Origin of the sequence: Mesorhizobium sp. M7A.F.Ca.MR.148.00.0.0, from assembly GCF_003997735.1 — a bacterium.
In the GTDB taxonomy this organism is placed as follows: Bacteria; Pseudomonadota; Alphaproteobacteria; order Rhizobiales; family Rhizobiaceae; genus Mesorhizobium.
This window is the reverse complement of record NZ_RZTB01000152.1, coordinates 1-10,741: the sequence shown is the minus strand read 5'-3', so window position 1 is coordinate 10,741 and position 10,741 is coordinate 1. Positions and strand designations below refer to the sequence as shown.

Genomic DNA, 10,741 nt, shown 5'->3' with positions numbered 1-10,741 from the left:
CCCTCTGTCCTGCCAGACATCTCCCCCCTTGCGGGGGAGATGTCTGGCAGGACAGAGGGGGGTGCTGTCCGGCCGGCCTCGCCTGGCTACTTCGTCTCGCCAATCCGCTCCGCCTTGTCGAGATTGTCCTTGCCTATGACGATCGGCGTCAGCAGCACCAGCTTCTCCTTCGGCTCGGTCTTGTCCTTGGCAAAGGCCACCGCGATGCGCACCGCGGTGCGCGACTGCTCGCCGGGAAACTGCTCGACGGTGCCCGCAAGCTTGCCGTCACGCACCGCGACCAGCGCTTCCGGCAGTGCATCGAAGCCGTAGATCTTGACGTCGGTGAAGTTGCGCGCGGCACAAGCCTCCATGGCGCCCAGCGCCATGTCGTCATTGGCGCAGACGATGGCGTCCGGCTTGCCGTTGGCGGCAAGGCCGGCCTCGGTCACCGACAGCGCCTCGGCGCGGGCGAAGTTGGCGGTCTGCTCGAAGACGATTTGGTACTTGTCCTTCAGCGGATCGAGAACGTTGTGAACGCCCTTGTTGCGGTCGATCGCCGGGCCGGCGCCGGGCTGGCCCTGCAGATGGAACAGCTTGGCGCCGTTGGGGAACGCCGCCACCACGGCGTTGGCTTCCGCCTCGCCGCCCTTGACGTTATCGGCGCCGACATGGGCGAGGATGCCCTCGACGCCGTCGACACGGCGGTCGATCGTCACCACGGGAACGCCGGCCTTGACCGCTTCCTCGATGGCCGGCGCCAGCGCATTGACGTCGAGCGGCGAGATGACGATGGCGTTGACCTTCTGCACCAGGGCGGCCTCGATGTCGGCGGTCTGCTTTGTGGCCGAGTTCTGGCCGTCGCTTTCGGTCAAATTGACGCCTTGCGTGGCGGCTTCCGCCTTGATCTCGTTCAGCATGTGCACGAAGAACGGAAAGCCGAGACTGGGCACCGAGCCAAGGATGGTGAGCTTGTCCTGCGCAAACACCGAGGGCGCGGCGACCATCATGGCGCCGAAAGCCGCGGACGACAGCAGGAATTCACGTCTGTTCATGGGATCCTCCTCCACAAAAACGCACGACCCCGAAAACCGGGATCGGTTTCAGGAAGGATCATGCATCGGTTCAAAGTGTTGGAGCATCCTCCCTGCGCCCGAAAACGCATGCCGCTCCAGCTGGCCGCCGCTGTAAAAAGAGCCTCCCACCGACGCCTGCGCAGGGATGCTAACCCAGGGCCAACCATTTGTGCAACCTCGATATAACAGCGCTGTTCGGCAAATTATCGGAATTGTCGGATTTTTGGATCGTGGGCATGCTTCCCAGCACAATAGACACGGCGCTTCGCCTCCTGCGGCCTATTTGGCGTTGACTGACTTCATATTCCTTATTGAAAGGCCACCATCAAATGTGTATAAATACACATGAAAAGCGCCGACATTATCCGCCTGTTGGAAGCTGATGGGTGGGTTGAAGTTGCCCGAAGGGGCAGTCATGCGCAATTCAAACACCGCGACAGGCTAGGGCGGGTCACCGTCCCTCATCCCAAGCGCGATATTCCAATAGGCACCCTGCGCAGCATCGAAAAACAATCTGGACTGAAACTGAGGTGACGGCCATGAAGCAGTATATCGGACTTATCCATAAGGATGCCGACAGCGACTTCGGTGTGTCTTTCCCTGATTTCCCAGGCGTGATTACCGCCGGCAAGGATCTGGATGACGCCCGGTCCATGGCTGAAGAGGCCCTCGCCCTCCACATCGAAGGGTTGGTCGAGGATGGCGGGGCTGTTCCTGAACCCTCCAGTTTGGAGGCTGTGATGGCAGACGCCGATAATCGCGACGGTGTTGCAATCCTGGTCTCGGCCCAGACCCAGACCAGGAAAACAGTGCGTATCAACGTGACGCTTTCCGACGACATTCTCCAAAGGATCGATGCCTTTGCCGAAGCTCATGGCTATACCCGATCCGGGTTTCTCGCAAAGGCCGCTGAAAAAGTGATGGCGCTTGAAGCGGCGTGACCCGTATGAAGCCGCAAATCATCTGCCATATGCTCGCATCACTCGACGGCAGCCTTCATCCAAGCCGCTACACGACAAGTCCGGACGGGACCCGGGGGGAGTGGTCGAGCCTCTACGAGCATATCCACAGTGATCTCGCGGCTGACGCCTGGATCGTCGGCCGCGTCACCATGGCCGAGATGAGCAAGGCCGCCGCGCACCCACCAGCCAATGTCGGCAAGGTCGACCGGCCCTATCATTTCGCGCAAAGGGATGCGGGCAGTTATGCCGTGGCGCTCGATGCCTCGGGCAAGCTCCATTTTTCCAAACCCGACATCGGCGGCGACCACGTCGTGGTGCTGCTTGGGCGTGACGTTACCGACAGCCATTTGGCCGAGCTTGCCGCCGACGGCGTGTCCTATATCGTGTCGGAAGCGGCGGACATCGATCTCGCGGCGATGCTTGAGGTGCTCGGAAGCGAACTCGGCATCCGCCGGTTGCTGTTGGAGGGCGGTGCCGGCATCAACGGCTCCTTCCTCGCAGGCGGACTCGTCGATGAGCTGAGCCTTCTCGTCGCGCCCGCGATCGATGGACGCGCAGCAAACCAGGCCTTCGTCGAATTCGGCGAGAGCGGCCTGGCGGGCAAGACACAGTTGTCACTGAAAAGCTGCAAGGCCTTGGCGCATGGGCTCGCCCATCTGCGCTACGCGGTCAGCCCTGCATAACCGGAATCCTAGCCGCTATGCAGCCCGGCTGGCGCCGCTTTGTCAGCGCATCAATACCGCATGGCATCGAGATCGGCGATCAGCGTCGGGCCGGTCGGATGCCAGCCCAGCCGTGCCTGTGTCAGCGCGCTGGAGGCCGGCAGGTCCATGGGGGCGAACATCGCCATCCAGCCGAAATGCTCCGCCGCTCTTTCCGGCGCGATGGAAACGACCGGCAATTTCAGGCCCCTTCCAAGCGCCTCGGCGATGGCCCGCACCTCGACGCCTTCCTCGCCGACCGCGTGATAGCGTGCTCCCGGTTGCCGCTTTTCCACGGCCGGTAAAGCCGCGCCGCATCGAGGAGATGGCCCGCGGAGAAGCGGTTGCGGCCCTCGCCGACATAGGCCGAGACGCCCCTTTCACGCGCGATCTCGATGAGCGGCGAGATAAGCCCTTGCTTGACCGGATTGTGGACCTGCGGCAGCCGCACCACCGACAGATTGATGCCGTTTTCCAGAAGCGCATTGCCGGCCAGCTCGGAGGCTATGCGCGGATTGGGGTGGCTGGCATTGAAGACGTCCTCAATCGCCAGTTCGCCATGCCCAGGGCTGCCCATGCCGACGCCGGAGGTGATCACCAGCGGCCGGTCGGAGCCGGCTAGGGCGGCGCCGAGAGCGGCGATGACGCGCTTGTCCTTTTCGCAATTCTCGGCAAACCGCGAGAAATCATGGTCGAACGCCGTATGGATCACAGCCTCCGCCTTGGCCGCGCCGTCGCGCAGCCCCTCGGGATCTTCGAGGGTCCCCCGGTGCACCTCGGCACCAGCAGCAGCCAGCGCCTCGGCGCCGGCGTCGGAGCGGGTCACGCCGACCACCTGGTGGCCCGCCTGGATGAGTTCGGGAACCAGCGCCGAACCGATGAAACCGGTCGCGCCGGTGAGAAAGATACGCATGCAAAATCTCCTGCACAGTTGCCTGCGTAATATTGCTGGTCTATTATTCTATTAAAGTAGTGATCTTATCATGGTATAATGGCTAACAGGATGCCCTCCAATTCCGCCGGCTCGCTGGCAGCGTTCCTCAAAGACCGGCGCACGCGGCTCGATCCGGCTTCCTTCGGCTTTTCGGGCCGCCGACGCACGCCGGGGTTGCGCCGGGAAGAGGTTGCTCAGCGCGCCAACATAAGCCCGACCTGGTACACGTGGCTGGAACAGGGCCGCGGCGGCGCACCCTCGGCCGATGTCCTCAATCGCATCGCCAAGGGGCTGCTGCTGACCGAGGCGGAGCGTGAACATCTTTTCATGCTCGGGTTGGGGCGCCCGCCCGAGGTCCGCTACACCGGTGCCGAGGGCGTCAGCCCGCGGCTGCAGCGCCTCATCGACACGCTCGATGCCAGCCCCGCCATAGTCAGGACCGCCACCTGGGATGTCGTTGCCTGGAACCGCGCCGCGCGAGTCGTGCTGACCGACTACAGCGCCCTGCCCGAGGGCGAGCGCAACATCCTGCGCTTCATGTTCCTCAGTCCCCATATCCGCGCCAGGCAGCACGACTGGCAAAACCTCGCTCGCTTCGTGGTGGGATCGTTCCGTGCCGATGCGGCACGCGCCGGCGCTGTCTCCGAGGTGCGCGAACTCGTCGACGAACTCTGCAGCGCTAGCCCTGAATTCGACGCGCTGTGGCGCGAAAACGACGTGCTCAGCCACGGCGACGGGACAAAGCGCCTGAAGCATCCAAAACTCGGCGATATCGAGCTGGAATATTCGGGCTTCGCGGTCGACGGCCGGCCGGATTTGAGCCTGACCGTCTACAACCCGGTCGACAGCGCCGTCGCCGACCGTATTCGCGCGCTGGCTCTCGCCCAACACCCCAAAGAGTAAGGGCCTGATAACCCTTCCGCGGGGAATGACTCCCGCCCTCAAGCGCGCTCGCAGACCGCTTTCAGAATCTGCAAGGTCGGCCCCCAGTAGAGATTGGCATGCGGACGGATCGCCGGTTCGGCAAAATCGCTGAGCGTCAGCGTCAGCAGCGTTCCCTGATCCGCCGGCGCCAGATCGAAGCTGACCACCGTGTGGTTTTCGGGCACGTCCGCCAGCCGCGGGGCCGACAGCGTGCTCCAGTAACCGTAGGCGAACGCCCTCTCCTGCGCGAAAGCTCGGATAGTTCCGTGGTTTTCGAACGGCATTCCGTGCAGCACTCCGTGTATCAAGATCGCGCCGCCGACAAGTCTCTCGAGGCTGACGGTCAGCGCCTCGTCGGACATCCATTGCGGGATCATCGCGGGCGTCGTCAGCACCTGCCAAATCTTGGCAGGCGTTGCAGCGATGACGACGGTCTTGATGATCGGTGCGGCAGACTCACTCATGCGCTGCAATTTATCGCGGATGCGGCGACGACAATATCGTCGTTCGGGCGGTGCGGCGCATGCGAAGGCAGCAGCGCGGCTTGCGAAGCGATCGTGGCCCGTGGCATCTGTCGGCTCCACCAGCGCAGACGGGCAGCATGACACCACGGCAGACACGGCAGAGCGGCAGGCAGGCGGCGCCCGGCGTCAGTCTCAACCGCGCCCTCTCAAAACTTGGCCTGTGCTCGCGCACGCAGGCGGATGTGCCGGCGTCAGTCTCAACCGGGCGCTGTCGAAGCTCGGCCTGTGCTCGCGCACGCAGGCGGATGTGCTGATCGCCGAAGGCCGTGTGCGCGTCGGCGGCAAGGTGGTGCGCAATGCAGCCCTGCGCGTCGACGTCGACCGCGACCGCATCGTCGTCGACGACAGGCCCGTGGTTGCCGAGCGCAAGGTCTATCTCATGCTCAACAAGCCGCGCGGGCTGGTCACCACCCGCGACGACCCGCAACAGCGCGACACCGTCTATGCCTGCCTCGAAGGGCTCGACCTGCCCTTCGTCTCGCCGGTTGGCCGCCTCGACAAGGCCAGCGAAGGCCTGCTGCTGATGACCAACGACACCCGATTTGCCAACCGGCTGATGGACCCGGCTTCGCATTTGCCGAAAACCTATCACGTGCAGGTCGGCACGGTGCCGGACGCGGCGATGTTGAAGACGTTGCGCGCGGGCGTGAGCGTCGACGGCGAGATCCTGACCACGAATTCGATCGAACTTTTGCGCAGCGGCGGCCGCACCGCCTGGCTGGAGATCGTGCTCGACGAAGGCCGCAACCGCCACATCCGTCGCCTGCTCGCCGCGCACGGCGTCGAGGTCCTGCGCCTCATCCGCATCGCCATCGGCCGCCTGCCGCTCGGCGACCTCGCCAAGGGCACGGCACGGCGTTTGACACCGGAGGAACTGGCGCTGCTGACGGGGTGAGCAGCGCGTGCGCTGGTGCAGGCTCACAGCAATCCGTCCTGACGGAAAGCTGTCAGGAGGCCTGGCCTATAGGTCGGATGAGAGCCGGCCACGGCTTCAACGATCAGGAGCCAAAGCAATGAATTTCGTCTCTGTCCGCATCATCACTTCGGACGTTCAGCGCCTCGTGCGCTTCTACGGCGAGATCACGGGCATGCCCGTGACGGTCTACACGGAAGACTTCGCGGAACTGGCGACACCGGCCTGCACGCTGGCGATCGGCAGCACGCGCACCTTGATGCTGTTTGGCGGCGACATCGCCCGCCCCGCCGACAACCACACCGTCATCCTCGAGTTCCGCGTCGGCGACGTCGATGCTGAATTCGCCAGGCTCTCGGACCTCGTCAAGAATGTTACTGTGCAGAAGCCAACCACAATGCCCTGGGGCAATCGCTCGCTGCTGTTTCGCGACCCCGATGGCAATCTGGTGAATTTCTTCACGCCGGTGACCGCCGAAGCGATCAAGAAATTCGACAGGTAGGGCGGAAGCGGCGCCGCTGGCCAAAGCCGCCCTACTTCTGGTTCCATTTCCGGATGACCGGCTCGCTCAAATCATGCTCGTAGCCGAGCACGCTGATGCTGGCTGTTTCGAGCACAAGCAGCGCGCCGCCTTCGGGCGGCAGGCCAATCCAGCGCGCCGCCAGCACGCGCAAGAAATGCGCGCTGGAAAACACCAATATGCCGGCATTGGCCTCGCGCAGCCCGGCGATAATCCTGTCGGCCCGCACGCCGACATCGGCCGCCATCTCGCCCTTCGGACAACCATCGCGAAACACATTCCAGCCGGGGCGCTCGGCCAGGATCTGTTTTGTCGTCAGCCCCTCATAGGCGCCGTAGTCCCATTCCTGCAGATCGTCCTTCTTGACGCTCTGCGCGTCGAAGCCGGCCAGTACACTGGTGTTGTAGGCGCGCTGCGACGGGCTCGACCATACGGCCGAAAAAGACAGCCCCTTGAGCCTATCGGCGACACCCCGCGCCGCGGCCTCGCCAACCGGGGTCAACGGCATGTCGGTGCGGCCGGTATGCTGCCCCGAAAGGCTCCATGCCGTCTCACCATGCCGGACCAGATGGATTTGGGGATACGCGTTGCTCATGGAATGCCTTTCAGTGTCGCCAGCACCTTAAGCGACGATGCGGCAAAGGGGAAACCGCTTGGTACAAAACTGCGTGGTCGCCTGGCCTTGATCGGCGGCGGGCCGGCCCTGTGATCGGCCCGAGGCCGCGACTATATCGAGGCCAGCCTCCACAAGGCTCCCGCCACCACAAGGGCACGGGCCCTTGCACAACAAGTCGAGATCGTCATGTACAAACATCTGCTCATCGCCACGGACGGATCGGAACTGGCCGACAAGGGCGTTACTCACGGCCTAACGTTGGCCAAGGGCCTCGGCGCTGCTGTCACCTTCGTCACCGTCTCGGAACCATTCCCGATCTTCGCCTTGGGCGGTGCCATGGCCGGCTATGCCGCCGGCAACGAACTGGCTGCCTACAAGGAAGAGGCGGGACGACACGCTAAGGAAGTGCTCGACAAGTGCAAGGCGTCGGCGAACGCCGTCGGCGTCTCCGCGGAGGTCGTGCATGTCGAGGACAAGCGGCCCGCCGAAGCCATCCTGGAACTGTCGCAGGCCCTGGGCTGCGACCTGATCGTCATGGCTTCGCACGGCCGCCGCGGACTGGGCAAGCTGCTTCTCGGCAGCCAGACGGCGGAAGTGCTGTCCTACACGGAAATCCCGGTGCTGGTCGTCCGCTAGGGCGTTTTCCCGGGCTGGAACTGACTTTCGGAATCATGCTCAAATAACAGCCGGAGACCATCCCGGCGCGGCTGTCGTGCGCCAACATTGTTCGACCGCGCCGGAGAAAATTGACGAATGGCGGACGAGGGTCGCACCAGGATAATTCCCAGCGGAATGCCGCAGTCGGCCGCCATGCTGGCCGACGTCAAACGGGCGATGGCGACCACCGCAAGCCTCAACCGCTTGACCTTCAACGACGCGGCTGAAGTCCGGACCCTGTTCAGCGAACTCATTGGCAGGAAGGTCGACGACAGCTTCCTGCTGATCCCGCCCTTCTACACGACCGGCGGATCCGATATCCGCGTCGGGCGCAATGTCTTCATCAATCAGAACTGCACCTTTTATGATCTTGGCGGGCTCGACATCGCCGACGATGTCATGATCGGGCCGAATGTCAGCCTCATCACCTCGGGCCATCCCGTCGAACCGTCGCGGCGTCGCGCCTTCACGACCGCAAAGCCGATCGTGATCGAACGCAATGTCTGGATCGCGGCCGGCGCGACGGTCATCGGCGGCGTGACGGTGGGCGAAAACTCGGTTGTCGCGGCGGGTTCCGTGGTCACTAGGAACGTTCCCCCGAACACGCTTGTCGGGGGAAACCCGGCCAACGTCATCAGGTCGATTGCCGAATGAGGGCGCGACTTTTCATCGGGCGGCCGGACCGACAGATCGTAGTGACATCGTCGCTATGCTATGCTGTTAACGCAGGGAAGGAGCCCATTCATGCGCAAGGACTTCATGCTTGAAGCGTTGCAGCGTGCCACTGAAGACACGTTGCTCAACCGCGACATCTTTGCTGTCGAGCCGGATGTCTACGCCGCTTTTCTGGAACGTCTCGACGCGCCGCAGCATCCGGACCACCGGTTGCGCCGCACCATGACGACAAAGCCTCCGTGGGACGCTGCATGACGCTGATGATCACGCTCCGCGCCAATCCCCACCGGCCGCTTAGGATGCCGAAGACCAGAGCGCGGCCTCCAAGACCAGATACCCGCCCAGCATCAGCAGCCCGGCGAAGAACACCGTGCGAAACGTCTCGACGCTCATCGCCTGGCGCCGCGCCTGGCCGGCGAACATGCCGGCGAGCGCCGGCGCAAGCGCCAGGACCGATCCCGCCAGTTGCATTGTCGGCGATGCGAACGCGCCTGCCTTGAACAACCCAAGGGCAAGAGCCGCCGTCGACACGGTGAAGGACAGGCCGAGCGCTTGGATGAGGTCTTCCCGGCCCAGCCGCAGCGATTGCAGATAGGGCACGGCCGGGATGACGAAGACCCCGGTGGCGCCGGTGACCAGCCCGGTCGCCACGCCGACCAGCGGTGATACCAACGCCTCGTGGCGCGCCGGCGTGGTGAAGCCAAGCTTGAGCAGGCCGAGAATGGCGTAAAGCACCAGCGCCGCACCGAGCCCGGCCGAGGCAACGCCAGAGTGTGTGCCGGTGAGCAGGCCGGCCCCGGCGACGGTGCCAAGCACGACGCCGGCCATCATCGTCCATAACCGCTTGCACAGCCCGCCGAAGGATGGGCCGGTGAACAACTGCCAAAGATTGGTGACCAGCGACGGGATCAAGAGCAGGGCAGCCGCCTGCGCCGGCGGCATCGTTACCGCCAGCAGCCCCATCGCCACGGTCGGCAGCCCCATGCCGACGACACCCTTGACGAAGCCCGCGGCAAGGAAGACCGCGCCGATCCAGGCGATGACGCCGACGCTCAGCACGGTCGTTCCTTCGGGGTGCCGCTTCGATCAGTCATGCAACAGCATGTCCGCCGCATCATCGTCGGGTGCGGGTTTTGCAGGCGTTGCTTCATGGTGGACAGGGGCAGCCATCGCCACGCAACCGCGCTGGCCGGGCTCCGCTCGCGCCATGGCAAGCGAGGCCACCGCGATCGCAAGCACGATCGCCGCGCTTTCAAGTATGCCGGGTCCATGCCGGCCTGTCGCCTTTTCGCTCATCGCGCATCTCCATCGCAAAAGATTTGACTGACATGCCGGCCGCCCACAATGTGGAAGTTACGCCGTCAGCCTTCGCCTGCGCCGAAGGCTGAAACCCTGCAGGAGAAGAAAGATGCGCTTCGATCTTACCGATCTCCGGCTGTTCCTGCTGGTCGCCGAGCGCGGCAGCATCACCCATGGTGCCGAACTTGCGGGGCTGGCGCTCGCCTCCGCCAGCGCCCGCATCAAGGGCATGGAGGAAAGCCTCGGCGCGCCGCTTTTAGACCGGCGGCGGCGCGGCGTGGTGCCGACGGCCGCCGGGCAGGCGCTGCTGCACCATGCGCGCGCGGTGCAGAACCAGATCGAGGCGATGGCCGGCGACCTCGGCGCCTATGCCACGGGCCTGCGCGCCCGCGTGCGGCTGATGGCCAACACGGCCGCCACCAGCGCGCTGCTGCGCGACATGCTGCCGGCCTTCCTCGTCGCGCATCCCGGCATCGACATCGACCTCGACGAGCGCCCCAGCCACGAGATCGCAGAGGCGGTGGCAAGCGGTGCCGCCGATCTCGGCATCGCCGCGACCTGGGCCGGCCTTTCGCATCTGGAGCAGAAGCCGTTCTTCATCGACAGGCTCATGGTGATCGCCGCGCGAGACTGGCCCGACCTCGAAGGCAATACGGCCAACCTCGGCGACCTGCTCGGCGAAGCCTTTGTCGGCCTGAGCGCCGGCCATCCCTTGCAGGAGCACATCACCCGTCAGGCCGCCCGCCTTGGCGGCCATCTGCACTTCCGCATCCGCGTGCCCGGCCTCCACAATGTCTGCCGGCTGGTCGCCCAGGGCGCCGGCATCGCTATCGTGCCGGAAAGTGCGGCGCGCCGCTCGGCACGCTCGCTGCGAAGCCTGCGGCTGACCGACGACTGGGCGACGCGCCAGCTGAACCTCTGTGCCCGCCGCTTCGATGAGTTGACGCCACAGGCAAAACTG

The 10,741-nt window shown here is 64.5% G+C and carries 15 protein-coding genes and 1 pseudogene; 10 read left to right on the top strand and 6 right to left on the bottom strand.

Annotation, left to right across the window (positions count from 1 at the left end; genetic code table 11):
* Positions 1–86 precede the first annotated feature (86 nt).
* Positions 87–1,034 carry a substrate-binding domain-containing protein gene (locus EOB49_RS30580; protein WP_013530574.1) on the bottom strand — a complete coding sequence of 316 codons (948 nt, stop codon included), beginning with the start codon at positions 1,032–1,034 and terminating at the stop codon, positions 87–89.
* Positions 1,035–1,400: 366 nt separating this feature from the next.
* Between EOB49_RS30580 and EOB49_RS30575 the strand changes: the two genes are divergently transcribed.
* The 3 genes from EOB49_RS30575 to EOB49_RS30565 are packed head-to-tail and all read left to right on the top strand — an operon-like array spanning position 1,401 to position 2,700.
* Positions 1,401–1,589: a type II toxin-antitoxin system HicA family toxin gene (locus EOB49_RS30575; protein WP_127326556.1), complete on the top strand. Its 189-nt coding sequence runs from the start codon at positions 1,401–1,403 to the stop codon at positions 1,587–1,589.
* Between the two features lie 5 nt (positions 1,590–1,594).
* Positions 1,595–1,996, top strand: a complete 402-nt coding sequence (locus EOB49_RS30570) for a type II toxin-antitoxin system HicB family antitoxin (protein WP_127322197.1) — start codon at positions 1,595–1,597, stop codon at positions 1,994–1,996.
* Between the two features lie 5 nt (positions 1,997–2,001).
* Positions 2,002–2,700 (top strand): RibD family protein, encoded by a 699-nt coding sequence (locus tag EOB49_RS30565; protein WP_127383173.1) that lies wholly within the window; start codon positions 2,002–2,004, stop codon positions 2,698–2,700.
* Positions 2,701–2,750: 50 nt separating this feature from the next.
* Here EOB49_RS30565 and EOB49_RS30560 read toward each other — a convergent pair.
* A pseudogene (locus EOB49_RS30560) lies at positions 2,751–3,631 on the bottom strand (SDR family oxidoreductase).
* 90 nt (positions 3,632–3,721) lie between these two features.
* On the opposite strand from EOB49_RS30560, the gene EOB49_RS30555 reads away from it, so the two are divergent.
* Positions 3,722–4,555, top strand: coding sequence for a helix-turn-helix transcriptional regulator (locus EOB49_RS30555; protein WP_164781862.1), 834 nt, complete (start codon positions 3,722–3,724; stop codon positions 4,553–4,555).
* Positions 4,556–4,593: 38 nt separating this feature from the next.
* On the opposite strand, the gene EOB49_RS30550 is transcribed toward EOB49_RS30555, so the two are convergent.
* Complete coding sequence (locus tag EOB49_RS30550; RefSeq protein ID WP_245470258.1) at positions 4,594–5,196, bottom strand: SRPBCC domain-containing protein; 603 nt, start codon at positions 5,194–5,196, stop codon at positions 4,594–4,596.
* Between the two features lie 64 nt (positions 5,197–5,260).
* Here EOB49_RS30550 and EOB49_RS30545 point away from each other — a divergent pair, with 64 nt between their 5' ends.
* Entirely contained in the window at positions 5,261–5,995 is a 735-nt protein-coding gene (locus tag EOB49_RS30545) for a pseudouridine synthase (RefSeq protein WP_127383171.1), read from the top strand.
* 118 nt (positions 5,996–6,113) lie between these two features.
* Positions 6,114–6,515 carry a VOC family protein gene (locus EOB49_RS30540; RefSeq protein WP_127383170.1) on the top strand — a complete coding sequence of 134 codons (402 nt, stop codon included), beginning with the start codon at positions 6,114–6,116 and terminating at the stop codon, positions 6,513–6,515.
* 31 nt (positions 6,516–6,546) lie between these two features.
* Here the strand turns inward: EOB49_RS30540 and EOB49_RS30535 are convergent, their stop codons facing one another.
* Positions 6,547–7,128: a histidine phosphatase family protein gene (locus tag EOB49_RS30535; protein ID WP_127383169.1), complete on the bottom strand. Its 582-nt coding sequence runs from the start codon at positions 7,126–7,128 to the stop codon at positions 6,547–6,549.
* Between the two features lie 207 nt (positions 7,129–7,335).
* Here EOB49_RS30535 and EOB49_RS30530 point away from each other — a divergent pair, with 207 nt between their 5' ends.
* The 3 genes from EOB49_RS30530 (at position 7,336) to EOB49_RS30520 (ending at position 8,736) form a co-directional block, all read left to right on the top strand.
* On the top strand, positions 7,336–7,785 hold the full coding sequence (locus EOB49_RS30530) for a universal stress protein (protein WP_127267216.1): 450 nt from the start codon (positions 7,336–7,338) through the stop codon (positions 7,783–7,785).
* 117 nt (positions 7,786–7,902) lie between these two features.
* Positions 7,903–8,460: a sugar O-acetyltransferase gene (locus tag EOB49_RS30525; protein WP_127383168.1), complete on the top strand. Its 558-nt coding sequence runs from the start codon at positions 7,903–7,905 to the stop codon at positions 8,458–8,460.
* A gap of 90 nt (positions 8,461–8,550) precedes the next feature.
* Positions 8,551–8,736: a DUF1778 domain-containing protein gene (locus tag EOB49_RS30520; protein WP_245472894.1), complete on the top strand. Its 186-nt coding sequence runs from the start codon at positions 8,551–8,553 to the stop codon at positions 8,734–8,736.
* Between the two features lie 39 nt (positions 8,737–8,775).
* On the opposite strand, the gene EOB49_RS30515 is transcribed toward EOB49_RS30520, so the two are convergent.
* On the bottom strand, positions 8,776–9,540 hold the full coding sequence (locus EOB49_RS30515; protein WP_127383166.1) for a sulfite exporter TauE/SafE family protein: 765 nt from the start codon (positions 9,538–9,540) through the stop codon (positions 8,776–8,778).
* 27 nt (positions 9,541–9,567) lie between these two features.
* Positions 9,568–9,777, bottom strand: coding sequence for a hypothetical protein (locus EOB49_RS30510; protein WP_127269973.1), 210 nt, complete (start codon positions 9,775–9,777; stop codon positions 9,568–9,570).
* 112 nt (positions 9,778–9,889) lie between these two features.
* Between EOB49_RS30510 and EOB49_RS30505 the strand changes: the two genes are divergently transcribed.
* A partial coding sequence (locus tag EOB49_RS30505; protein ID WP_127383165.1) for a LysR substrate-binding domain-containing protein occupies positions 9,890–10,741 on the top strand: 852 nt, incomplete at its 3' end.